At 44.2% G+C, this 25615-nt stretch carries 21 protein-coding genes; 12 read left to right on the top strand and 9 right to left on the bottom strand.

Features of this window, described 5'->3' with window-relative positions; genetic code table 11:
* Nucleotides 1–157 precede the first annotated feature (157 nt).
* The 4 genes from ACFGVR_RS09080 to mutL are packed head-to-tail and all read right to left on the bottom strand — an operon-like array spanning nt 158 to nt 4751.
* A complete protein-coding gene (locus tag ACFGVR_RS09080; RefSeq protein WP_448702493.1) occupies nt 158–1279 on the bottom strand; it encodes an endonuclease/exonuclease/phosphatase family protein in 1122 nt (373 codons plus the stop codon).
* Nucleotides 1266–2129 (bottom strand): rhomboid family intramembrane serine protease, encoded by an 864-nt coding sequence (locus ACFGVR_RS09085; protein ID WP_448702494.1) that lies wholly within the window; start codon nt 2127–2129, stop codon nt 1266–1268. The genes ACFGVR_RS09080 and ACFGVR_RS09085 overlap by 14 nt, the downstream gene beginning before the upstream one ends.
* A 33-nt stretch (nt 2130–2162) precedes the next feature.
* Complete coding sequence (locus ACFGVR_RS09090; protein ID WP_448702495.1) at nt 2163–2873, bottom strand: rhomboid family intramembrane serine protease; 711 nt, start codon at nt 2871–2873, stop codon at nt 2163–2165.
* 21 nt (nt 2874–2894) lie between these two features.
* Nucleotides 2895–4751: a DNA mismatch repair endonuclease MutL gene (gene mutL, locus ACFGVR_RS09095; protein WP_448702496.1), complete on the bottom strand. Its 1857-nt coding sequence runs from the start codon at nt 4749–4751 to the stop codon at nt 2895–2897.
* A 128-nt stretch (nt 4752–4879) separates the two neighbouring features.
* Here mutL and ACFGVR_RS09100 point away from each other — a divergent pair, with 128 nt between their 5' ends.
* From ACFGVR_RS09100 to ACFGVR_RS09125, 6 genes are all read left to right on the top strand, one after another.
* On the top strand, nt 4880–6517 hold the full coding sequence (locus tag ACFGVR_RS09100; RefSeq protein ID WP_448702497.1) for an amidohydrolase: 1638 nt from the start codon (nt 4880–4882) through the stop codon (nt 6515–6517).
* Nucleotides 6504–8327, top strand: a complete 1824-nt coding sequence (locus tag ACFGVR_RS09105; RefSeq protein WP_448702498.1) for a serine hydrolase domain-containing protein — start codon at nt 6504–6506, stop codon at nt 8325–8327. The genes ACFGVR_RS09100 and ACFGVR_RS09105 overlap by 14 nt, the downstream gene beginning before the upstream one ends.
* 92 nt (nt 8328–8419) lie before the next feature.
* Nucleotides 8420–9559 (top strand): N-acetyl-alpha-D-glucosaminyl L-malate synthase BshA, encoded by a 1140-nt coding sequence (gene bshA, locus ACFGVR_RS09110; protein ID WP_448702499.1) that lies wholly within the window; start codon nt 8420–8422, stop codon nt 9557–9559.
* 440 nt (nt 9560–9999) lie between these two features.
* Nucleotides 10000–10608 carry a hypothetical protein gene (locus tag ACFGVR_RS09115; protein WP_448702500.1) on the top strand — a complete coding sequence of 203 codons (609 nt, stop codon included), beginning with the start codon at nt 10000–10002 and terminating at the stop codon, nt 10606–10608.
* Nucleotides 10609–10624: 16 nt separating this feature from the next.
* Nucleotides 10625–11170, top strand: a complete 546-nt coding sequence (locus ACFGVR_RS09120) for an AAA family ATPase (RefSeq protein WP_448702501.1) — start codon at nt 10625–10627, stop codon at nt 11168–11170.
* A gap of 67 nt (nt 11171–11237) precedes the next feature.
* The gene (locus tag ACFGVR_RS09125; RefSeq protein WP_448702502.1) at nt 11238–11729 is read left to right on the top strand and encodes a hypothetical protein; all 492 of its coding nucleotides are present in this window, start codon (nt 11238–11240) and stop codon (nt 11727–11729) included.
* A 189-nt stretch (nt 11730–11918) separates the two neighbouring features.
* On the opposite strand, the gene ACFGVR_RS09130 is transcribed toward ACFGVR_RS09125, so the two are convergent.
* On the bottom strand, nt 11919–12506 hold the full coding sequence (locus ACFGVR_RS09130) for a porin family protein (RefSeq protein ID WP_448702503.1): 588 nt from the start codon (nt 12504–12506) through the stop codon (nt 11919–11921).
* 107 nt (nt 12507–12613) lie between these two features.
* Here ACFGVR_RS09130 and ACFGVR_RS09135 point away from each other — a divergent pair, with 107 nt between their 5' ends.
* Nucleotides 12614–12829 (top strand): hypothetical protein, encoded by a 216-nt coding sequence (locus tag ACFGVR_RS09135; protein WP_448702504.1) that lies wholly within the window; start codon nt 12614–12616, stop codon nt 12827–12829.
* 70 nt (nt 12830–12899) lie between these two features.
* Nucleotides 12900–14642 carry a S41 family peptidase gene (locus ACFGVR_RS09140; RefSeq protein WP_448702505.1) on the top strand — a complete coding sequence of 581 codons (1743 nt, stop codon included), beginning with the start codon at nt 12900–12902 and terminating at the stop codon, nt 14640–14642.
* Nucleotides 14643–14846: 204 nt separating this feature from the next.
* On the opposite strand, the gene ACFGVR_RS09145 is transcribed toward ACFGVR_RS09140, so the two are convergent.
* A complete protein-coding gene (locus ACFGVR_RS09145; RefSeq protein ID WP_448702506.1) occupies nt 14847–17741 on the bottom strand; it encodes a DEAD/DEAH box helicase in 2895 nt (964 codons plus the stop codon).
* Between the two features lie 364 nt (nt 17742–18105).
* On the opposite strand from ACFGVR_RS09145, the gene ACFGVR_RS09150 reads away from it, so the two are divergent.
* Together ACFGVR_RS09150 and ACFGVR_RS09155 are read left to right on the top strand one after the other, a co-directional pair.
* Nucleotides 18106–18885: a MerR family transcriptional regulator gene (locus tag ACFGVR_RS09150; RefSeq protein ID WP_448702507.1), complete on the top strand. Its 780-nt coding sequence runs from the start codon at nt 18106–18108 to the stop codon at nt 18883–18885.
* Nucleotides 18886–19190: 305 nt separating this feature from the next.
* Entirely contained in the window at nt 19191–20252 is a 1062-nt protein-coding gene (locus ACFGVR_RS09155; protein WP_448702508.1) for a hypothetical protein, read from the top strand.
* Here the strand turns inward: ACFGVR_RS09155 and ACFGVR_RS09160 are convergent.
* Together ACFGVR_RS09160 and dapF are read right to left on the bottom strand one after the other, a co-directional pair.
* The gene (locus tag ACFGVR_RS09160) at nt 20249–20707 is read right to left on the bottom strand and encodes a VOC family protein (RefSeq protein WP_448702509.1); all 459 of its coding nucleotides are present in this window, start codon (nt 20705–20707) and stop codon (nt 20249–20251) included. The genes ACFGVR_RS09155 and ACFGVR_RS09160 overlap by 4 nt on opposite strands.
* 243 nt (nt 20708–20950) lie before the next feature.
* Entirely contained in the window at nt 20951–21736 is a 786-nt protein-coding gene (gene dapF, locus ACFGVR_RS09165) for a diaminopimelate epimerase (RefSeq protein WP_448702510.1), read from the bottom strand.
* Between the two features lie 203 nt (nt 21737–21939).
* Here dapF and ACFGVR_RS09170 point away from each other — a divergent pair, with 203 nt between their 5' ends.
* Nucleotides 21940–23490: a trypsin-like peptidase domain-containing protein gene (locus tag ACFGVR_RS09170; protein WP_448702511.1), complete on the top strand. Its 1551-nt coding sequence runs from the start codon at nt 21940–21942 to the stop codon at nt 23488–23490.
* A 219-nt stretch (nt 23491–23709) separates the two neighbouring features.
* A complete protein-coding gene (gene pdeM / locus ACFGVR_RS09175; RefSeq protein ID WP_448702512.1) occupies nt 23710–24369 on the top strand; it encodes a ligase-associated DNA damage response endonuclease PdeM in 660 nt (219 codons plus the stop codon).
* Nucleotides 24370–24372: 3 nt separating this feature from the next.
* Here pdeM and ACFGVR_RS09180 read toward each other — a convergent pair whose 3' ends face one another.
* Entirely contained in the window at nt 24373–25506 is a 1134-nt protein-coding gene (locus ACFGVR_RS09180) for a TlpA family protein disulfide reductase (protein WP_448702513.1), read from the bottom strand.
* Nucleotides 25507–25615: the final 109 nt, after the last annotated feature.

The raw sequence follows: 25615 nt of genomic DNA on the forward strand, positions 1-25615 counted from the left end.
TACTAAGTTATTGGTTATTGGGTTATTGAGTTTTTACGGTATAGTTACTAAGTTATTGGGTTGTTGCGACTTGGTTATTAGGTTACTGAGTTATTAAGTTATTGCTTTTTTTTGATGGAATAACCTAATAACTCAATAACATACTAACATAATAACTTCATCGCAATACAAGATCACTCCGCACGGCATAATGATCGGATAGCTTTTTTTCTATGATCTTATAATTCACCACATCAAACTGCATACTGGGCATAATATAATCGATCTGAAAATTCGGGAAATCGCCGTTATAGGTTTTACCCAAGCCAAATCCTTTTTCGGTGAATGCATTCTTGATGCCTTTGGCCATTTGGTTAACAGCGAATGACGAGGGCGTATCGTTAAAATCACCGGCAATAATATAAGGGTACTGGCACTGGCTTGCATGCTGTTTTACCAAAAAAACCTGCTCGGCGCGTTTTATAAAAGCTAATTTAAGCTTACCGCCGATGCGTTTTGACGAGTGCAGATCGGTTTTGCCTTTTTCGGTAACGCTATCCAGGTATTTATAATCGGCTTTTTCAAGGCTGATGGATTGCAGATGGACACAATAAACCCTGAAGATCTTATTGTTGTTTTTAACATCGATAAATATGCATTGGTTATCGCTTTGATTTTGCGACAGGCGGATAAATCCATGATCGATTATGGGATATTTTGAAAAAATGGATAGCCCGAAAAGGCCGGTATTGCTACGGCTGAAGGCTAAAAAGAAAAACTGATCGGTGCCCAGCGTTTTGCAGATGGTATCCCTGATATGTGGTGTTTTAAAACGGTCGGTACGGTCATTGTAAAACTCTTCAAAGCACAAAATATCGGGTTGCTCGGTATCAACTATATTTAAAATATCGTTAAAGGTTGGCACACGCGGGCCGAAGGTGAAACTAACAAAATCGTGCACGTTGTAGGTCATTACCCGTATATGTTCTGCCGATTTTTTTTGCGCATCATCTGTAGGTTTGTGAAAGCCGATATTAGCACAAATGGCTTTATAGCCTATCCCGATAGCAATAATGGAAACCAGCATGTATATTTTGCCCCTGAAAAACCAGTAGACTATAAAAAACAGGCTGAACAGCAATAAAAACGGATACGCGAGGCCAAAAAAAGCTACCGGCCAAAATGTTTGCGGACTGACAAAAGGGGCGACGTAACTAACAAGCAGTGAAAAGGCGAAACCATAATTGGTAAATAAAACCAGTTTATCAAAAAAGGAAAGCTTGGGTTTAGCTTTTATCATCACTGCTGGCTCTGAATAAGGTTTCTTTTTCCTGTTTGTTCAGGCTTTCATAACCTGTTTGCGAAATTTTGTCTAATATACGATCTATTTCGTCCTGCCTTGGTTTGGGATTTGTAAATTTCCCCGAATTTTTAACCGCTACTTTAAGTTTTGGCCTGGGCTGAAACATTTTTTCGAACAGGCTGCTCCAATCGTTACCGCGTTGTAACTGCTTGATAAATATAAAACCTAAAAGCGCTGCACCAAGTTGGGCAAAACCACCGGCTGCATGCGGGCCCCTTAATGCTAAAATATCAAATGCTACATAAATTGTTGCCAGCCATTTTAACTTTAATTCGAAGAAAATAATGAATACGCCATAGTTGGGCAATAATGTGGCCGCTGCAACTATTACCGCTGCAACACATGCAGGCGCACCTGTTATATACGAATCGAATTGCGCATTTGCAAATGCGGGAATAAGGTTAAACGCGGCGATATAAAATACTGCGCCAACTAATCCGCCCATCAAATAAATAGCGGTAAGTTTTTTACCACCCAGGTAATCTTCGATGATCTGGCCCATCCAATACAGCCAAAGCATATTAAATATGGTATTCAACAAGCCATCGTGTAAAAACAGATAGGTAAAGGGTGTCCAAAAATGTTTTAACAATACCGGTAAGTTGCTTGGCAGCTCAAGATAGGTAAACACCGTTTGTTGGAGTACATGCTGGTCTGTGGCGATGCTTTCGATAGCATAGAAAATGCCTAATGCTAAAAAAACGGCAACATTTATTACGATCAGTAGGGTAAGCCTGCTTTTTGACCGCAAAACCTTGTACCGTATTTCTTCCCACATAGTGCTCATAAAATAGCAATTATTATTTTAAACTGCAATTGGCTAATAAAATTGTCGGGGGCTGCGCAATCCCCATATTTTGATCAGGATAAACCCGATGAGTGCACCGCCGATATGCGCAAAGTGCGCCACATTATCACCTCCGAATTGTTCGTATCCCAAAAAAAGCTCAATTACAATATAACCGGTAACCAGGTACTTGGCTTTAATGGGGAATGGGATGGGGATGATAAACATTTCGACATTGGGGAACAACATTCCGAAAGCCAGCAGCAAACCAAAAATTGCGCCCGACGCGCCCAAAACAGGACCATAGTAGATTTGCTGTATTTTATCCAGGCTGGCCTGATCGGTAAAATTATGATGTAAAGCTGTAAAGGTGCCGGTTATGTTATGAACCTCGAAAGCCTGTACTGCGGTTTGCATTAAAAATGCACCAATGCCGCAAATAAAATAGTAGTTAAAAAAACGTTTGGAGCCCATAGTGTATTCGAGCGTTGGGCCGAATATGAATAAGGCAAACATATTACCCAGCAAATGCCATGGGCCGTTGGGATCATGCAGGAACATGTACGTAATTACCTGCCATGGCCTGAAGAACGGCGAATCAAAATAAAACGCCGAAAATATCTTGACCATATCGAAGTGACTGCCCAATAACCATTCGGCCAAATAGCATATAATATTTATAATGAGCAGGTTTTTTACAACCGGCGGTATATTAGCAAAGGGCGATTGCCTGTATTGACTCATGATGATTGATATACGTAATTTTTACTTGTCAAATTTTTCTAAAAGCTCATTGAGCGTAAACGTAATAATTATGGGTTTGCCGCTTAACGAAACATTGGGCATTTTGCAGGCAAAGAGCTGATCGATCAGTAAGTTCATCTCTTCGAGCGATAGTTTAGTGCCCGTTTTAATGGCCGCGTTGCGCGCAAGCGAACGTGCTAAATTATCTCTTTTATCCAACTTTAAAATAGCCTGATTGTTTTTAAAGCCCTCTAATAAATGTTCGAGTAAAGCATGCTCGCTGGCATTGTTTAGCTCGGCGGGGACACCTTCGACCACTACGGTGTTTTTGCCAAACTCGCGTATGTCAAAACCAAGCGCCCGTACATCGGGTAAGAGCATTCTTAACAGTTCGTAATCGGCGGCGTTTAAGGTAACGCTTTGGGGGAACAGGCTTTGCTGGCTTACGCCCGAATGTGTTTCCAGCTGCTGTAAAAAACGCTCGTACAGCACACGCTCGTGCGCTGCTTGCTGGTTTACCATTAAAAATCCCGACTTGATCTGCGACAGAATAAACCGGTTGTGGATCTGGAACAACTGCCGCTCACTCGATTTGCTGATCTGCTGTTCTTCAACTTCTATTGCCTGGCTTTCAACCTCCATCCGTTGCTGTAGCGTTTCTTCGCGTTTGCTTATCTCGTACAAGGTATCCCAGTTTTGCGAGATAGGTGCTTTTTGATAATCGCCGCTGTAGCGTGGTGCGCTTTCGCGCGATGGTGCAGGCTGGCTGCTGAAAGGGTTAAAATCAGGGTTGAACTTAATGCTCGGCGCCACGATCTCGTCCATCGGCTTCGAAGTGATCAAATGCTCAATGCTGTTCTCCTGGTCAAAATCAATAGTGGGTGTAATATTATATTTTCCCAAAGAGCGTTTTACCGCCGAGCGGATAATGGCATAAATAGCCTTCTCGTCCTGGTATTTGATCTCGGTTTTAGTAGGATGTACGTTGATGTCGATCTTGGATGGGTCGATCTCGATAAACAAAACATACAGCGGGTAACTGTCATCAGGCAGCAGCTCTTCAAAAGCCGTCATCACCGCGTGGTTCAGGTAAGCATCTTTGATGAAACGGTTGTTCACAAAAAAGAACTGCTCGCCCCGCGTGCGGCGCGCAAACTCTGGTTTGCCAACAAAGCCACGTAATTTGATAATGCTTGTATCCTCCTCAACGGGTACGAGGCGCTGATTATATTGGTTGCCCAACAGGTGGATAATGCGTTGCTTAAAGCTGGCGGCAGGCAAATGGTAAACCTCCTGCCCATCGTGGTGCATGGTAAAAAATATATGCGGGTTGGCCAAAGCCACGCGCTGAAATTCGTCGATAATATGGCGCATCTCAACCGCGTTACCCTTTAAAAAGTTACGGCGTGCCGGGGTATTGTAAAACAGGTTTTTAACACAAATTGAAGTGCCCGCATTGCATTGGCAAGGCTCCTGTTTGATAATTTCGGAGCCCTCTATATCTATTTGTGTGCCCAGCTCATCTTCCATGCGGCGGGTTTTTAGCTCCACCTGCGCAATAGCTGCAATAGAGGCCATGGCTTCGCCGCGAAAGCCCATGGTACGAATGGCAAACAGGTCTTCGGCTTTGCGTATTTTGGATGTGGCATGCCGCTCAAAACACATGCGTGCATCGGTCATGCTCATGCCGCAGCCATTGTCAATTACCTGTATCAGCGCCTTGCCTGCATCTTTCAGTATCAGCTGTATCTTATCCGCGCCAGCGTCAATAGCATTTTCAACCAGCTCTTTTACTGCCGATGCCGGTCTTTGTACCACTTCGCCGGCGGCTATCTGGTTGGCAACCGCATCAGGTAAAAGCTGTATTATATCAAACATCTAAAATATTTCCCTTCAATTTCGATTTCGATGCTAAATTAGAAAAATGATGCCATAACTTTACACTCGTTATGTGGTTACCTTGTCAGGATTACAAAACCACCGGGTATTTTTTGTGTTAATAGCCTATGAAGAAACTGTTACCTGCTTTGCTGCTCCCCTTGTTATTGGCAGCTTGTAAGCAAAAAGAGTATAATGCCGATCTGTTAGTAAAAAATGCACAGGTATATACGGTTGATGACAAATTTAGTACAGCCACAGCCTTTGTGGTAAAAGGAGGTAAAATTTTAGCTGTCGGTGCAACCGTCGATCTGGAAAAACAATACAACGCCCGCGAGGTGGTTGATGCCGGTAACCACGCCGTTTACCCCGGCTTTATTGATGCTCACGCACACTTTCTGCAATATGGTATCAGTTTGCAGCATGTAGACCTGGTAGGCACCAAAAGCTGGGCTGAAATTATCGACACAGTGCTTGCCTTCTCCAAACTTAACGCCGAGGGCTGGCTGATAGGCCGGGGCTGGGATCAGAACAAATGGAAGGTAAAACAATTTCCAACCAAAGGCAAACTCGATTCGCTTTTCCCGGCCCGGCCGGTGATCCTGACCCGTATTGACGGTCATGCCGCTATTGCCAACCAGGCTGCTTTAAATATTGCCGCCATTAAACCCGGTCAAACCATAGCAGGCGGCGAAATTGAAACCGTTAACGGTAAATTAACAGGTATCCTGGTAGATAATGCAGTAGGTTTAGTGTCGCACCACATACCACCGCCAACAGAGCAAGAGGGAACTAACGCCGTAATGAGCGCGCAGGCCAACTGCTTTGCTGTAGGTTTAACCACTGTTGACGATTGCGGCGAAAATTATGATGTGATTAGTCCTTTAAGGCAATTACAAAACAAGGGCGCACTTAAAATGCGCATCTATTTAATGCTTTCGGATAAGCCGGATAATTATACCTATTTGTTTAAACATGGCATCATCAAAACTCCGCGTTTAAATGTGCGTGCGTTTAAGGTTTATGCCGATGGTGCGCTGGGATCGCGCGGGGCATGCCTTTTGCAGGATTACAGCGACCAGAAAAAATGGAAAGGATTTTTATTAAGCAGCCAGGCGCACTTTGCCGATGTTGCCCAAAAGATATATGAGCACGGTTTCCAGATGTGTACCCATGCCATTGGCGACTCGGCTAACCGGGTAATGCTTCATATTTATGCAGGTATGCTGAAAGGCAAGAACGACAGGCGCTGGCGCATTGAACATTCGCAGATCATAGCCCCCGGCGATTTTAAATTATTTGGCGAAAACAGCATCGTACCATCGGTGCAGCCAACACATGCCACATCGGATATGAACTGGGCCGTTAAACGTTTGGGTACCGCCAGGTTAAAAGGAGGTTATGCCTACAAGCAATTGCTGGACGAAAACGGATGGATCCCGCTGGGTACCGATTTCCCGGTTGAAAACATCAACCCGATGTATACCTTTTATGCTGCAGTTGAGCGTAAAGATCTGCAAGGCTTACCCGTTAAAGGTTTCCAGGTGGAAAACGCACTGAGCCGTAAAGAGGCCTTAATGGGGATGACCATTTGGGCGGCTAAGGCAAACTTTGAAGAAAAAGAAAAAGGCAGCATTGAAGTTGGCAAATTTGCTGATTTTGTGATACTGGATAAAGATATAATGACAATTAACGGTGCCCAACTGCCTAAAGTTAAGGTACTGAAAACCTATGTAAACGGAGAAAAGGTATATGAACAAAAATAAGATCGATGGCATTGTATGCCTGTTAATGCTGATGCTTTCGATGATGAATATGGCCTGTGCGCAAAACCCGCATATGATCAACATGGCTATTTTGAACGAGGAAAAACTGATCGAGAAGAACACGGTGCTGCTCAACAACCAGCAGCAACTGGTTCCGCTGCAGAACCTCGATCAGATACAGGTGGCCAGTATTCATTTCAGCTATCCCCAGGCCGCCGTTTTTGATAGTATTGCAAACAAGTATACCAGGGTACAATCGTTTAACGGAAACGAGTACGTGGGGGCCAAAAACCTCGACGACCTGTCTGAAGACCTCAAGCTTTACAATACCCTGATCGTTGAAGTTACCGATGCCGAGCTGGCGAACAAACAGATGGTGGATTTCATCAATAACAATAAAAACCTAAAAAACGTAATTGTTATCCTGTTTAGCAACGGGCAAAACTATAACGGTGCCGATGCTATTACCGCACCTATTATATACGCCATCAGGCAAACGCCTGTATCGGCGGCATATACCGCGCAGGTTGTGTTTGGGGGTATCGCGGTAACGCAAAAATTGAGCAAAAACCTGTCGCCAAAATACATAGCAGGTTCCGGCTTTTTAACGGTAAAAACACGCTTGCAATATACCGTGCCCGAGAGTGCCGGCATTAACGCGGGTAACCTGATGGCTATTGATGACATTGCCCGCGAAACCATTAGCCAGCATGCAGCGCCGGGCTGCGTGGTATTGGTAGCTAAGGATGGCAAGGTGATATTTAACAAAGCATATGGTTATCATACCTATGATAAAACCATGCCCGATAAGCTGACCGATATTTTCGACCTGGCTTCTATGACCAAGGTATCGGCGACCACCATGGAGGCTATGCGTTTAACGGGTTTAGGCAAACTTAACCTCGATTCAACACTGGGCTATTACATTGCCAAAGCCCGTAACACCAATAAAAGCGATATTAAAGTACGCGAATTGTTAACGCACCAGGCCGGTTTGATACCCGATATCGCTACTTATGGTAAAATAAAACCAGCTACTGATTACAGTGCCGATTCATCAGCCGCTTTCCCGACAAGGTTAACCGATAACCTTTTTTTACGGAAAGATTATTACAAAAATGTAATGATACCCGATATGATGAACTCGCCGCTCAGAACCCGGGGCAAATACGTGTACAGCGACCTGAGTATGATACTAACGGCCGAGATAGAAGAGAATATCACCTCGGTGCCGCTTAACGTGTATGTACAGCAACATTTTTATAACCCGCTGGGTATGCAAACCGCAGGCTTTTTACCATTGTACCGGTTTAAAAAGGAGCAGATCATCCCCACAGAGAACGACGAAGAATACCGCCATGCCCTACTGATCGGTTATGTGCATGATCCAACTTCGTCGTTAATGGGCGGTGTTGCCGGCCATGCAGGTTTATTTGCCAGCGCTAATGATGTGGCTATTTTATACCAGATGGTGCTTAACGGCGGTACTTACGGCGGGGTGCAATACCTCAAACCCGAAGTGGTTGCCGATTTTACCAAAAAACAAACAGATATCAGTCGCCGCGGTTTAGGTTTTGATATGTGGGACCCTAACGTATCGTTACATTACCCGTCCGAACTGGCATCGCCGCAAACCTACGGGCACACTGGTTATACGGGCACCTGTATCTGGGTCGACCCGAAGAGTAACCTGGTATACATCTTTTTATCAAACCGTGTAAACCCTAAAGTAAGCGATAAACTATCGCAGTTAAAAATTCGCGGACGCATACAAGATGCTGTTTATAAGGCCATTAATGCCGGTTTGTAAATAAGTAGTGACACGTGTTATTTTACATGCAGTTCACAATAATTGAAAATATTGGATTTAACTTGCGGCGTTTTTAATTAACACGTATCCAGATGAAGATCGGAATTGTTTGTTATCCAACTTTTGGCGGTAGCGGTGTGGTTGCCACCGAATTAGGCAAGGCTTTAGCCGATATTGGCCACCAGGTACATTTTGTAACCTATAACCAACCTGCCCGGCTCGATTTTTTCTCCGAAAACCTGTTCTATCACGAGGTATCGGTATCAAAATATCCGCTGTTTGATTACCCGCCTTATGAGCTTGCCCTGGCCAGTAAGCTTGTTGATGTGGTGCGGTTTGAAGCGCTCGACATTTTGCATGTGCATTACGCCATTCCGCATGCCTCGGCGGCTTTTATGGCCAAACAAATACTGGCTACTTATGGTATTCATATCCCCGTTGTAACCACCCTGCACGGCACCGACATTACTTTGGTGGGTAAAGACAGGACCTATAAACCGGTGGTGACTTTCTCTATCAATCAGTCGGACGGTGTTACCGCCGTTTCGCAAAACCTAAAGGATGATACGCTGCGGTTTTTTGAGATTGAGAACGAGATTCGCGTGATCCCGAACTTTATCGACTTGAAACGCTTTAGCATGAAAGCTAAAGATCACTTTAAAAAAGCGATAGCGCCTGCAGGCGAAAAGATACTGATCCACACCTCCAACTTCCGCAAGGTTAAACGTACTGACGATGTGATCAGAATATTTGCCATCGTCAATAAAGTCATCCCGTCAAAACTACTAATGGTAGGCGACGGCCCCGAGCGTTCGGAATGCGAGCAACTGTGCCGCGACCTGGGCGTATGCGATAACGTGCGCTTTTTGGGCAAGCAGGAAGCTATTGAAGAGATCCTTTCGGTATCCGATCTGTTTATGATGCCATCACAAACAGAAAGCTTTGGTTTGGCAGCTTTGGAAGCCATGGCCTGCCGCGTACCGGTTATCAGCTCGAACGCCGGTGGTTTACCCGAACTGAATGTAGAGGGTGTTACCGGCTTTTTATGCGAACCGGGTGATGTAGAAGGCATGGCCGAAAAATCGATCTACATTTTGCAGGATGATGTCCGTTTGCAGCAGTTTAAAGAAGCCGCCCTTTCGCGCGCCAAAGAGTTTGATCTGAGCCTGATATTGCCTGTTTACGAAGATTATTATCGGGAGGTGATAGAGCGGAATAAAGCGATAGCGTGATTTCGGATTTTCGATTTCGGATTTTCGATTTCGGATTTTTTTGGGTGTGCTTTCTTCGCGCGTCATTGCGAGGGACGAAGCACTCCCCGACTTACAGAGCCGCTATATAAGTTATCGGCTTCGCTCTAACACATGGGTATTCTTCGGTGTTTTTCACAAACTTTCTGGCTTTTTTCCTATTCCAGTACTGTAGGGGCGTTTTTTAGCTTTTTATACCCATCAAACACATGGGTATCTCATAGGTATCACATCGGTATACCCATGTTTGATGTCAAAGAACTTTCGTTAAATGCAGTTGCATTAACCAACTTGCAAAGATACCCATAGGTTAATTAACATCAGTCTCACAGTTTTAAGACCTGATTGTTTTATTGCATATTTGCTTTGGCAGTTTGCAAGTAATCATTATCCATTTCCGGCAATATTTAAACAGCATTAGGATGAAACGCGTTTTACTCATCATAGCAATTTTACTGTGGGGTTGTACCCATCGCAGTAATATTCCTGGTGGGCCTTCAAAGGACACTATATTGGCAATGGAAGCCAAAGCGCAACAACTGGATAACAGCGATACATTAGGAGTATTGATTAAAAAGATCAGTTTTAAAGTAAAAGCGGAGCCAGGAGATACCCTGTTTAAAAACGGCATTATGCCATGGATAGATATTGAAAATCCCGAAAAGGAAACACCCCGGCTGATTGACGCCGATGAAATCATCCTTAATTACAGTGAATGTTTTTTGATCATTGATTATCCTTTAAAAAAGCCAGCGAAGTTTACGGTTAAACCGGGCAAAAATGGCATGTCGCGAAAAGATTTTGTTTGGCTGGTGAATAAAAAATACCAGGAGATCTATGCCGAAGAAGAGCAAACATCGGCTGTTAAAACCATCCCGGTAAAAGAGCGAAAACAATTGTTAAACCGGAACGAAACCAACGGTAAGTATGGCATTTGGGGGCATGATATTGCAGATTTAGCGCTGAACACGTTGTATATTTATAAAAGGCCCGACGGGCAGATCTTTTTAACCCTCGACCTGGATTCGTAATCAACTTAACTAAATTATGCGTATCCACATTTTCGGTGCATCGGGCTCGGGAGTAACTACTTTAGGCCGGCACCTGTCGCAACAATTGCAATACCCGTATTTTGATAACGATGAGTTTTTCTGGGAAAAGAGCGACCCGCCGTTCACTATCAGGCGCGACCCGGAGTTAAGAAACCAGATGCTGCGCAACGGTATCGCCGGGCTGGATAATTACGTCGTCGGCGGCTCGATGGTAAGTTGGGGCGACGAATGGCTGAGCGCTTTTGACCTTGCCGTATTTTTACTTGTGCCGCCCAATATCCGGCTTGACCGACTTAAAAAACGCGAATACGAGCGTTATGGCGATGTGATCTATAATGATCCCGAAAGATATCAGCAGTACCTCGATTTTTTAAACTGGGCCGCAAGTTACGATGACCCGGAATCACAACGGCGTTCGATAGGTGTGCACAACCAATGGATGAAAGGGTTAACATGTAAAGTTATCCGCATTGAAGGTGATACCTCTGTTGATGAAAGGACAATGCTGATCTTAAAGGCTGTTGATAACTGCCAAAAGTAAAAAATTACCGGTTTTTGCTAACATTGCGTGCATAAATGTGTTATGGAGTATATAACCAAAGTTTATAATGAAGAAATTGATCCAATACACCATCATCGCCATTTTAACCGGCGCGTTTTTTAGTTCATGTTCCACCACGCAAAAAGCAGTATCGTACACAGCGGGCCCGGCACGCAGTAAATTTGTAGGTACCTGGGTGTGCAATACAGTAACTTACCAGGATGTGGTTGCCGGTACCATACAACGGATATTTGAACAGACATCGCCACAGGGTTTTGTAAACAGCACCTGGATACTTACCAACAGCGGTAACGGTCAGTACAGCCTGGTAAACGGGATGTCGCAAAGTATATTCTGGTCGTACTATGATCCGGGTAAGGGCGAGACTCCGGCTTTCCAATTTAAAAAAGTATACCAGGGCGATAAGGCCAAAAATATTGATTCAGGCTATCGTTTGGTTATCGCGAGTATTGATAACGGCACCATGGTTTTAAAGGTACCTGTTGATTGGGCCGGTAAAACCGGCTATGTTGTACTGTCGTTTACAAAGACGAAATAAACATAGAGCCTGTCAATCAAATTAAATTGTCATTTCGAACGATAGTGAAAGATCCTCTGCTATAGACAGGTATTGAGCAGAAGATTTTTTCGCTCACACAGTCAAGGCTCTATCCCGCTCAAGAGATAGTTCTCTCTCGTTCCTCGTTCGAAATGACAATTTTAATTGTTTGACTTCCGGATTTAGGTCTTACAATATCTTAAATCCTAAACTAAAGTGCCACAGGTTTTGGCGTTGCCCGTATTTTTCGTTGATCTGGGTGAGGCCGCCTTCGTAGCGCGTATCGAAAGAAATATTGCCCAGGTCAATACCCGCACCCGCCTGGTAACCTAAAGTGCTGTTATTGTAATTACCCAGATCCTTATAAGCATTACTCAAATTATCCGAAAAGCTTTGGTCGGTATTTAAAATGTACGAATAAATGGGCCCGGCCATAATGCGTAAATTAAAACTTTTGGCTCCAAATGATTTACCAAGCAATACAGGTACATCAAGCGAAGTAAACCTTACCTTGGCCGATCCGCCGGTATTTGTCCCTTCTGTATCGAAGTTGAATTGCCCGCCCTTGCTGCCTATGTACATTTCGGGCTGTAAATACCAGCTTGTGCCTATCCTTGCAAAAGCGCCGAACTGGTAACCAGTTACGGTCGATTCGGCCACGTTATCGGTATTGATCTTTGAAACATTTAGTCCGCCTTTTAGCCCCAACGTAAACTGGGCCCTGGCGCCGATACTTAACAGTAATATCGCCGCTATACTTAACACATACTTTTTCATGGTTTTTTTAGTTTTAGTTAGCATATATGATCCAACAAAAGTTGAACCAAAATTAATAAAACGACAATGCGTTGATTTTTATATTTTTGTTCAAAAATAAACAAGCAATGGCCGAAATAACGATCAACAACAACGAGTGGGAGCGGGTAAAAATTAAAGTGAAAAGAAAATATAATCATTTAACCGATGAGCAGCTGCAATATACTGCGGGACAGGAAGATGAGCTGATAAACCGCTTAATGGCCCTGTTAAACCGCGACCGTAAATATGTTGTTTTTACTTTACGTAAAGCGTTGGTAAATATTAATACCAATATATTGTAAAAAAAATTAACGCACGCTTAAACCTCACAGTGTTTTTTTATACATTTATACCTTTAATACCGATTTTAGAATGAAAGGGCGTGTTGTGTTGAATAAAACTTATAAAAAACTGGGTATAACAGCCGGGGTGTGTGCATTTGCGGTTGTTTTGTGGAGCTTTAATGATGATCTGTTCCAGATATCGAAAAACCTTGATGTTTTTGCATCGGTATACAAAGAGATCAATATCAATTATGTTGACGAAATAAACCCCTCGAAACTGGTTAAAACCGGTGTTGATGCCATGCTGGAGGGCCTTGACCCTTACACCGAATTTGTACCCGAATCGGAAATTGAAGATTACAAGCTTAAATACGTAAGCACTCAATACGGCGGCATTGGCGCAAGCATCTTTACCCGCAACAAAAAGGTATTTATATCCGATGTTGCCGAAGGTTTCCCTGCACAACGGGGCGACGTACACGCCGGCGATCAGCTGGTAAAAATTAACGATATTAACCTGGATGGCAAAACCAGCGACCAGGTTAGCGCTCTGCTTAAAGGCAGTAAAGGTGCGCCCATCAAACTAACCATTAAACGCGAAGGCGTTGCCGAGCCTATTGATAAAAACCTGGTTCGCGATGAGATCAAACAGCCGAACGTATCGTACTTTGGCATGGTTGAAGGCAACATGGGCTATATTAAGCTCGATAAGTTTTTAGAGAACAGCGGCGACGAAGTAACCAACGCCCTGGTTACCCTTAAAAAAAGCAATCCAAGCGGTATTATTCTCGATCTGCGCTCAAACGGCGGCGGTATTTTGCAGGAAGCTGTAAAAATAGTGAACCTGTTTGTAGCTAAAGATGTTGAGGTGGTATCGCAAAAAGGCAAGGTAAAGGATAAGAATTACACCTACCATACCTACAGTACCCCGGTTGAGCCTAATTTGCCTTTGGTTGTTTTGGTAAACAGCCGTTCGGCCTCGGCTTCCGAAATTGTTGCCGGCTCGCTGCAGGATCTTGATCGTGCCGTGATCATCGGCCAGCGCAGTTATGGCAAAGGTTTGGTACAGCAAACGTTCAACCTGCCGTATAACAGTTTGGTAAAGATCACCATTGCTAAATATTATACTCCATCGGGTCGTTGTATCCAGGCTTTGGATTATACCCACCGCAATGCCGATGGCAGCGTTGATAAGGTTGCCGATTCGCTGATGCACGAATACAAAACCAAGGATGGCCGTTCCGTTTATGATGGCAGCGGTATTTACCCCGATCTGTTTATCCCGCAGGAGCGTTTTGCCAATGTTACCCAGGTACTGGTAGGCAAGCTGCTGATATTTGATTACGCTACGCAATACCGCAATACACATGCTAAAATTGGCGACCCTAAAAACTTTTCGTTAAGCGATGCCGATTATGCCGACTTTATCAAATTCCTTTCAACAAAAGATTATAAGTACAGCAACCGCTCAGAAAAAGTATTGGCCGATCTGAAAACAGAAGCCGACAGGGATAAAGAGTTTGACGACATTAAAACCGAATTTGAATCGTTAAAGGCTAAACTGGCTATCGCAAAAGCTAACGATATGCAGCAGCACAAGTCCGAGATCAAACAGGTGCTTGAAAACGAAATAGCCGCGCGCTATTATTATGAAAAAGGCCGTTACGAATGCAACTTTAAGTACGATAAAGAATTGGCCCGCGCCGCTAAGCTAATGAACGATAAGAACGAAGTTGCCACCATCTTAAAAGGCGAAGGCGTTTATAAGATCATCGGTAAACCTAAAGTAACCATGGCAGCGGTTAAAGGTGATACTAAGAACGAGAATTAAGAGACTTTTCTTAACCATGTCATTGCGAGGAAGAGCGCGCTGAAAGCAGCGATGACGTGGACAACCGAGCGTTAGCGAGCTCATTCATACCTATGAAAAACAAACACAAATGAATAATCTCATGCTATACAGAGCCGCTTTGCAAGTTCTACACCTTTCTCCGTGCGATTGCCGCGCTATCGCTCGCAATGACATTTAGGTTCCTTACCCCAATATCTCCTTAATATCCTCAGCCGAAAGCGATTTGATGAAACTCTCCTCAGTAGTGATCAGCGCGCGCGACAGGCTTAGTTTCCGTTGTTGTAATGCCAGGATCTTTTCCTCAACCGTATCCTTGGTGATGAACTTGTAAATAAACACATTTTTGGTTTGCCCGATGCGGTGCGTACGGTCAATAGCCTGCTGCTCAACAGCCGGGTTCCACCACGGGTCGAGGATGAATACGTAATCGGCCTCGGTTAAATTCAGGCCCACACCACCGGCCTTGATCGAGATCAGGAATACCCGGGTAGTTTCATCTTCCTGGAACTTTTTAACGATCTCGCCACGGTTCTGCGTACTGCCATCCAGGTAAACATACGGTATACTTTCCTGCTCCAGATGCTGGCGGTAAATGGTGAGCTGCTTTACGAATTGCGAAAATATGAGCACCTTATGGCCACCATCCAATACATTAGTCAGTGTATGGGTCACGTTCTCAAACTTGCCCGAATCACCCTCATAATTCTCATCGATCATCGAAGGGTGATTGGCTATCTGCCGCAGCTTGATCAGCCCCTGCAACACCTGCATTTGCGATTTGGCAAACGTGCCGTCCTCCAAACTTTTCAGTAACTCGTTCCGGTATTCCGATTTTACTTTTTCGTAAACATTGGCCTGCTCCTCGCTCATCTGGCAATAAAAAAGGTTTTCGGTTTTTGGCGGCAACTCGGTTGCTACCTGCTCTTTGGTGCGGCGTAGTACAAACGGTTTGATAATAGCCTGCAGTTTGCGCGCCTTATCCTCATCTTTTTTCTTTTCTATCGGCGTTACAAACTCATTCTGAAAAAACTGCTGGCTACCCAGCAGGCCCGGGTTAATGAACGACATCTGCGTCCACAGGTCATTCACCGAGTTTTCAACCGGCGTACCGCTCAGTATCAGCTTGTATGCCGATTTAAGCTGTTTAACCGATTTATACGATTTTGACGATGGGTTTTTGATGTTCTGGCTTTCATCCAATATCACATAATCAAAAAAGAACTCCTTCAGCACATCAATATCTATCCGGGTAATGCCGTAGGTAGTGATCACCACATCATAATTGCCAAACACCTCCGGCGATTTATTCCTGAACGTGCCCGTATGCACCATCAGCTTAAGCTGCGGAGTAAACTTTTTAGCCTCGTTAAGCCAGTTATAGATCAACGATGTAGGCATAATAATGAGCGAGGTATTGCTTTTACCTGCCGCTTCGGCATGCTCCTTGTTCTTTTGTATCAGCGCCAGTGTTTGGATGGTTTTACCCAAACCCATATCATCGGCCAAACAACCACCAAAATGATAGTCCTTTAAAAAGTGGAACCAGTTATAACCCGCCTGCTGATAATGCCGCAAGGTGCCGGTAAAATTAACCGGCATGGCTATCTCTTCCATTTCTTCAAACTCAACTAACTTTTGCAGTTTGCGGTTAATGGATATACCCGCCATTTCACCATCGGTCAGGTCGTTTATCAGGCCAACGTGGTGCTTGCGCAGCTTCAGATCCTTATCGGTTTCGGCAAAGGCCAGCAGGTTACCGTATTGCGAAAACCATTTTTCGGGTATCACGGCTATCTCGCCCGAGGGTAGCAAAAACTCTTTTTTGCGGTTCAAAATATGGTTACGCAACTCCATAAACGGAATTTGGTACGGGCCAAAATGCACCACGGCATAGATATCAAACCAGTCGTTATTCTCTTTTACCTGCAGGTCTATTTTACTGCTGCCAAACAGGTAGCGTTTTTGCCCGTCGGGTTGCTCCAGTTCAAAGCCTTCGGTCAGCAGTTCATCATGGTGCTGGTTGAGCCATTCAAATACCGAGAACGATTGGTCGGCATCTTCCTCAGTAACTTTTACTTCCAGGTTTTGGAATAATGACGAAACTGTTTTCAGTCCCCGGTCTTCCAGTTCCTGCAATTTGCCTTTCTCCCAGGCAGTGGAGCGCTTAACGCGATGAAAGCTGTATTCGTCGCCATTTTTCTCTATCCGTACAGATACCAGCCTGCCATCCCCGTAAGGGAAAACATAATCGGCATAACGAAAGTAAAGCTGTAATTGCGAAATACCGTTCTCTACATAAATAGGTTTCAGTATCGGCGTAGCCTCATGCTTTTCGTTGATGATCTTGAAGCCTTCGGCATATACGTGATGCTTCTCAATGAGCGGCGCTACAAACCGTTCAAAATACGATTGCTCGGACGAGCGCGGAATAGCAATATATCGCTTGTTTAAAAACGGCACCAGTTTTTTACCTTCTATCTCCTTATCAAAATAATACAGGGTATCATCCAATAACATCCAGGCGGGCTGGTTACAAATAACCTCGGCATTTTTAAACATAAACTCAATGCGCATGCCCTGGTACTTAATGGTTGGAAAGTACCGTATCTCTTCCTCATTGCGACGGAAGTGGAACAGCACCGAAGCCGCCTCGGTAGCTATCTGCAGTTTTTTACCTGCCGGATAGCCTTCTTTACTCATCTGGTAAATGTGACGGTTATTTAAAAGCCCCAGCGCCTCAACCATGCGTTTTTCCAGCTTGGGCCTGATGGTATCGAAAAACTGGTCGTTAAATATCTTGGCAAAAAACTCTATCGGCCTGATCTGTTTTTTGTAATACTTGCGGATAATGGCCGCCTGCTCCAGGTCTTCCATTATCTTGATCAGCCTGATATCGGTTTCATCCAAAAAGGCAGCAAACTCTTTAGCTGTGTTCGAAAATAAACGCTGGTAGGTTAACGAAAATTCACCGTTGGGATTTAGCTGAACAATATGCGGCTCAATAACATAGCCCAGGTATTCATGCTTGCAGATAGCATAAACAATTTGGCAGGGCTTGGTACTGTCGACACGTAGCATAGGTTTCTACAAAAATTTATAGAAGCTACATCAACAAAAAATTCAAACGTAGTTATTAATTAGGTCAATCAAAAGTTTTTGATGTGAAAAAATTGTTAACACAAAGCAATGTTAATAACCAACAGGTAATGATTTTCTCCCCTTAAATAAATACTGTTTACCTGATTTTATGATTTTCGCAATAAAAACTCAAAAGCAGGGGCAAAACATAGGTATTTATCGGTATTTCATCCCGTAAAAGCGGGTGTTGGTTGCCATTTTTACATTTTTTATAGGCTGGGTAAAGGCCTCAAAATTTATTTTCAAATAACGCTTGACTCTAACCTTACGTCATACCATAGTTTTGTGATCAAACAATAAAACTATGGATACCAGCTACGCAGTTAAGCAGTTGGCCAAACTGACCGGTGTAAGTGTGCGCACACTGCACCTGTACGATAAAATAGGCTTACTTACCCCATCACGGCGCACACAGGCACGGTACCGTCGTTATGGCGAAGCCGAACTATTGCGCTTGCAGCAAGTACTGTTTTACCGCGAGCTCGATTTTGCGCTTAAAGACATACGCCGGATACTGGACGATCCCGATTTTGATCTCATTACTGCACTTGATGGCCATCGTGCGGCACTGATCAAAAAGAAAGAGCGCCTGGATACCTTGCTGGTTACCATTGAAAAAACAGTTAGTAATTTAAAAAACGAAACCATGAGAAATTACGAAGAACTTTACGAAGGCATGCCCAAAGAGCAGGCCACAGCCTGGCGAAACGATGCCATTGAAAAATGGGGCGAGCTTGCCGTTACCCGGTCCGAAGAAACCTTGCTGACCATGCCGGAAGACGACCTTAAAAAACTCAAAGCCGATCAAAAGGATATCAGGCAACAGCTTAGGTTCAGATTTTTGGCCGGAGATTATATTGAGAACGATACCGTGCAGCAACAAATAGCCCGGCACTATGCTAATATTTGTGGCTTCTGGGGGCTATCGCCTAACGAAGGTTTTAACACGGTACGGTACAAAGGTCTGGCCGAATTATATATGACCGATGAGCGATACATGGCCCAAAATGGCAAACCCGACCCTGAATTTGCTGCTTTTATGCGTAAGGCGATGATTTATTACGCCGATACTGCATTGAAATAGGGGGGTAATTGTCGGTATTTTACAATTATTATTTTGTCTCGATTCCTGATTCTTGCCTCTTAATTCTTTTTACGAAGCTTCGCGCTTTCTGTTAAATATACCAAATTATCAGTATTTTTGCAAATATGTAATAGGTTAATTTACTATTAATTTTTATACCAAAAGCTACCATACGGCGTTTTACAGGCACATAATTTTTAAATGCCAATTAAATTTACTATCATTGACCTGATACTGAGTTTTTTATGATAATGCATCGCCCCCCAATTAATTTACTGCCAGTGGTAGCAGCAATGCTCTGCTATATGCTTGCTTTTACCTCATGCAAAAAGGGCGATCCTACCATAGCAGACCCAAGCCTGACCACAGGAACCGCAAAGCCAATAACCATCATTAAATTAACCGGTACCGTTATGCCCGGCGGTAGTAAAAAACTCACCATCTCTGTTTCAAATATCGGCGGCTTAAGTGTCGCGAAAGACTGTACAGTATCTACCATCGCTTCTGGTTTGGATATGGATGCTTCCGGCATTCTCCCGGCCTCCATGATCGGCAGTTCGGGTTTTATATTTACAGGCGACTCGGTTGTGTACAACGGTATTACCATCACCAATAAAACAGGCATGGTTACCCATGGCGATTTGCTTAACGGTACCAGGTTGTATGGCAATTTAGCTTATGCCACCCTAACCTTTGGCGATGGCTTTAGCCCGCAGATCACCACAAAACGTATTCCTTTCTTTTTATATTACAAGGCGGTAGAGCCATCGGGCAATACGGTTGCCGCGCATAATGCCGACCTGTTTGGCATAGGCCATGGGTACAGTACCGGCAATAAGTTAATTGCCAGTCCGCTTGCTTATTTACCGGTTAGCGGCGGGCAGATAAGTGGTTTTAAACTCAGTATGGTAAACTTTAACGCCAATAGTACACAGGGGGCGTGTTTGTTAACCGTTGGCCTGATCCCTTCAGATCTTGAACCTGCCAATGGTTTCAACCTGCACCCGCTTAGCGCGCTTATAAGCGGCGGTTATGCCAATTATATTACCGGTACCATAGTATGCAATGGCGCAAGCATTATCGGGCCAATGGCTTTTAGTACAGCCTATCTGCAAAACTCCATTATTCAGGACCCTAAGGCCATCGGTCCGGGCTATAACGCTTTGGCATCAAACTCGTCTGTGCATATCGTAACCAATAATGGTTTTAATTACATATACACGGTAAGCAACACGACCAATATAACCGGGTTTGAGGCTCCAACCAACAGCGGCGAAAACCGGAGTATTTTTGGTATCGACTTTTTTACCCAGAACGAATTTTTGGTTGATTATACCAACCACCAGATCGGGTTGAAGAATAATTAATCAGAGGTATTCTTACCGACCCACTCTTCATAACTTATCACACCCAGATCAGCCCTGCCATCGCCTTCTAATATGGCAATAAATTCCAGGCAATGTCCATCGGGGTCGTCAAAGTAAATGGCAATAGCCGGCATCCAGGCAAAAACCATCGGCCGTTCCGTACCATCATTAAAAAAGTTATAAGGTTTTAGGCCCCGCTGTTTTAGCCAGGGTACCGCGTTGTTTAAAACATCATCCACAGTACTGGTGAATGCAAAGTGACGAATGTCTATTTGGTCCTTAGGTTTTTCCCAAAGCCCCAACATCGCTTCTTTAGTTTTGCCGATCCAGAAAAAAGCAATCTTGCGTTCCGGTTCAATATGGGCCAACTCTAAACCGAGCGTGTCCCGGTAAAACACTATCGAGCGCTGCAGGTCCTCAACAAACAAATGGGTTTCGTATAAGCCGCTGATCATAGGTAATACTTATAGTTTTCTTCACCATGTCATTGCGAGGAAGAGCGCGCTGAAAGCAGCGATGACGTGGACAACCGAGCGTTAGCGAGCTCATTCATACCTATGAAAAACAAACACAAATGAATAATCTCTTGCTATACAGAGCCGCTTTGCAGGGCGAATATTGCCTCCGTGCGATTGCCACGCTACCGCTCGCAATGACATGCTAAGAGACATTTTCCATCGTACCTCATCCATCTTCCATCAAATATCAATCTCTCCCTCAAACACCCTCTCCGCAGGCCCTTCTAATAAAATATTGCTAAAAGTTTGACCGTCGTAGTCAAAGCGAATGTTAAGGTTGCCACCCAGCGCTTTGATAGGTGTAGTGATATGCCCGGTTTGTTTATTATGTACGGCCATGGCTAAGGCAACGGCAGTAACACCGGTACCGCAGGCGTAGGTTTCGTCCTCAACACCACGCTCATAGGTACGTACAAAGTAACCCTCGCCCTGCGGCTCAACAAAATTTACGTTAATGCCTTTGGCTTTATAGGTATCGTTGTAACGGATGGCGCGGCCATCGGCAAATACGTTTTTATCAGCAAGGCCGGTAGTGAGCGCTACATAATGCGGCGAACCGGTATTCAATACATAATCGTCACCATCCCTTTTTATTTCGTCAGCGTTGATCACTTCCAGGCTTACCCAGTTGCCTTCGTCATTAATTTTAGCATAATGCGGTCCGTCAACAGCCAAAAAATTGGTTTCGTTTTCAATAACACCTAAAAACCGGGCAAAGGCTACCATACAGCGCCCGCCGTTGCCGCACATACTGCTTGGCTGCCCGTCGCTGTTGTAATAAACCATCTCAAAATCGTAGCCCTCCTTATTCTGGATAAACATCATACCATCGCCGCCCACACCAAAACGGCGGTCGCAAACTTTGGCAATTAATGCCGGATTATGATGATCTACAACGTTTTCACGGTTGTCAACCAAAACAAAATCGTTGCCTGCACCCTGGTATTTATAAAACTGTATATTCATTATCTTTATACTAAAATAGTACGGGTTTTATTCCGTTATTAAATCATATCAATATTAACGTATTAAACGTTAAAAGGTGTAATTGAATGGTCAAATATAGCTTTAACATTTTTTAACAAAAAATGATATAACATACTATTGTTCTTATCGTCTATATGGTATTAAATTTGAAATTGTAAAAACTAAAGGAGTAAAAGAATAATATGAAAAAGATTGGTTTAACAATACTAACCGCGTTCCTTGGCGGAGCCATGGCAATAGGTGGCTACAAGGTAATTGAAAGTAACAGGGAAAGCAATATGTCTTTCGAAGATCGTCAGAAAGTTTATTTTGCAAGCAACCCTATGCCTTCTACCGTATCATCAACCGGTAATGTTGATTTTACCGAAGCTGCAGCAGCCGTAACACCGGCCGTTGTATACATCCGTACCACCTATTCAGCTACATCAGGTGGTGGCGATGACCAGATGGAGCAAATGTTTGGGCAGATGTTCGGCCAGCGCCAACGGTCACAAGCACCGCAACGTGCCTCGGGCTCAGGTGTCATCATCTCAACCGATGGCTATATTGTAACCAATAACCACGTGGTAAGCAAAGCCGATAAAATTGAAGTAACCACTAATGATAAACGTACCTTCCAGGCTAAAGTAATAGGTACCGATCCTAATACCGATCTGGCTTTAATTAAAATAAGCGCCACTAACCTGCCAATCGTAAAATTGGGTAACTCTGATGATACCCGCGTTGGCGAATGGGTGTTGGCTGTAGGTAATCCGTTTAACTTAACATCAACCGTAACTGCAGGTATCATTAGCGCCAAAGGCCGCAACATAGGTATTATTGGCAGCGAAGATAATGACGAGCAGCAACAAATGAGCCCGTTTGGCGGCCGTATGCGTCAGCAACAGCAAGATCAGGCTCCGCGCTTAAATAAAGGCATCGAGTCGTTTATCCAAACCGATGCAGCTATTAATCCGGGCAACAGCGGCGGTGCATTGGTAAACACCAAAGGCGAGCTCATCGGTATCAATGCAGCTATTGCATCGCAAACCGGCAGCTACGAAGGTTATGGCTTTGCCATCCCGGTTAACCTGGCTAAAAAAGTATTAAACGATATTCAAAAATTTGGCGCGGTAAAACGCGGTTATGTAGGTGTAAGCTTCCAGGAGCTTAACCCCGATGCCGCCGAAGCCTTACATGTAAACAATACCGTTGGTTTATACGTGAGCGACCTGGTTGCAGGTGGCGGTGCCGAACTGGCCGGTTTACATAAAGGCGATATCATTACCAAAGTTAACGGCCGTACTGTTACCGAATCATCCGACTTACAGGAAACCGTTGGCCGTTTACAGCCGGGCGATAAAGTTAACCTTACCGTTGTTCGCGATGGTTCGGAAAAAAACTTTGCCGTAACCCTAAAAAGCGAGCCAGGCGCAACCAATAAAGTAGCCACAAACCGCTCGGCCGAAGAGCTGTACAACAAATTAGGTGCAAGCTTCCAGCCCTTAAGCGATGCTAAAAAGAGCGAGTTTCACGTTAATTCGGGCGTAGTAGTAACCCAGGTTCGTCCGGGTAAGATGTTCGATCAGTTAGGCATGGAGCCAGGCTCAGTAATCACCAGCATCAATAAAATGCCGATCAATAGCTCGGCTGATATCGACAAAGCAGTAACCAATATCAAAAACGGCTTTTTAACCATTACCGGTATCAACCCCGATGGCAGCTCGTTTACCAACAGGTTCCAGCTGCAATAATTGCCAATCCATAAAAATTAATAAATTGAAAGCCTTCCGGGATATCCCGGAAGGCTTTTTTACAATTGTGTCATTGCGAGGAAGAGCGCGTTGAAAACGGCGATGACGTGGCAATCGCATGCTATACAGAGAAACTATACAGGTCCGCTTGTCTCTTTGCTAAAATCAGCGTAATCATTAAATCAAAATAATCAACGGTCTTTCCGTATTTTTGCACCGATGAATTGTGCTGCCCTCGAATTTCTTTTTTTAAATCAAAACCTGCTGTTACTTTGCCAAAAAGCCATTTACTGGGAACAGCAAAAAGCATTGATCTGTGCCGATGTGCATTTAGGTAAAGGCGGGCATTTCCGTAAAGCGGGCATAGCTATCCCGCTTAATCTGGCACAAGACGACCTGGCCGTCCTGTCCGACCTGATCCGCGAATATAAACCCGAAAAACTGATCTTTTTAGGCGACTTGTTTCACAGCGATATGAATACCGATTGGGATTGGTTTGCGCTGTGGCGCGAACAGTTCCCTAAACTGGAAGTTATTTTAATACGCGGTAACCACGATGTGATCCACGATAAGCATTACCAAAAACTGAACATTAGTTTGCACGATGAGTTGCTGTTGGAGCCGTTCCTGATGTTGCACCACCCGCTTAACGCCATAAACCTTGCCGAAGCCGCAGGTTATGTACTTTGCGGGCATATCCATCCGGGTGTTACCCTTCACGGGAAGGGGAGGCAAAGCGTTACGTTACCTTGTTTCTTTTTCAGCGATAAGCAGGCCATTTTACCTTCTTTCGGTAAGTTTACCGGCCGCATGAGCATGCAGCATCAGCCAACCGATCAGTTGTTTGCCGTTCTTCCCGATAAGGTGATAGCAGTATAAAGGCTATTTATGTTTTTCGAGATACTCGGATACGCTGAGTTTAAGCTCAACCAAATTTACGTCCATAGCTATCAGCTTCCAGTCGCCGCTTACCAGGTCATAAGTAGGTACCTTGCTAATTCCCCAGTTCAAAGCATTAGGCGAATCATTGCCTTTCAGGTCGGCCATTTGAGGCCAGGGTAATTTATCATCTTTAACGGCGGTGGTCCACCAATCGGCCTTACTGTCTAACGATACACTGATCACCTCAAAGCCTTTACTCTTAAATTCATTGTAAATATCGGCAATATCGCTATGGTTGGTACGGCTAAAACTATTACCCGATCGCCAGAAATCTATCAAAAATAGTTTTTTACCCGCCGTGATCTGCGCAAAGGTTTTACCATCAAACGTTTTACCAGCAATTGCGGGTGCGGTTTGGCCCGGTGCCAGTTTTACCAGGTGGCTCAGGCTTTCGCCGATCATTTTTCCCTCGGCGCTGTTTTTGGCCTGGGTGCTCATTAGCTCGTACAAGGCATAATATTTTGCCGGGTCGCTGCGGTAGTTTTGCTGCTCCATAAACCGGGCGGCAAACTCACTGTTCGGGTTGGTTTTTATAAATTTCTCCAGTGCGTTAAAATCAGCGGCGCGTGCTTTATCCTGTGCATCGGCCATTTTTTTGTTTAATACATTAAACTGATCCCGGTTAAGGCGGTCGCCTTTTTCGCGTAACTCGGTCATTGCTTTATCTACATCATCCTGCATTGATTTGCTAAACCGCGTAACCAGGTTATGATAGATGCTGATCTCCTGCTGGCGTTTCGAGTCACTGGTAATAACCGGGTACTGGCTCAGCCTTTCTGCATCAACAGCAATGGCATACTTTCCGGGTTCCAAAAATATTTCAAATACCGGGTGCCGGCCTTTCGATCCGTTTTTAACCACGTCTATCGTATAAAAGCCCTCAGCTTCCAGCGAGCTTTTTACCGTGCACTTACCATTGATCACGTTAGCGCCAAAAACAGTCTTTCCGGCATCGTCCTTTACTACAAACGTGCCATCGGTTAAACCCGGGGCGCTTACATCAAATTCAATGATATTTGGATTGCCGCAGGCTGTTAACAAGGCTATTACAAATAAAAACAGGTATTTTTTCACAGTGATAAAAGTTATTGAATTTTAAATATATCAGTTATTTAATTGATGCTGATGTAATGATATAAAAATGTTTCCGTAAAGTGTAAAGCGGTGTAAATCTTTATTTCCG

The organism is Mucilaginibacter aureus (genome assembly GCF_053514885.1).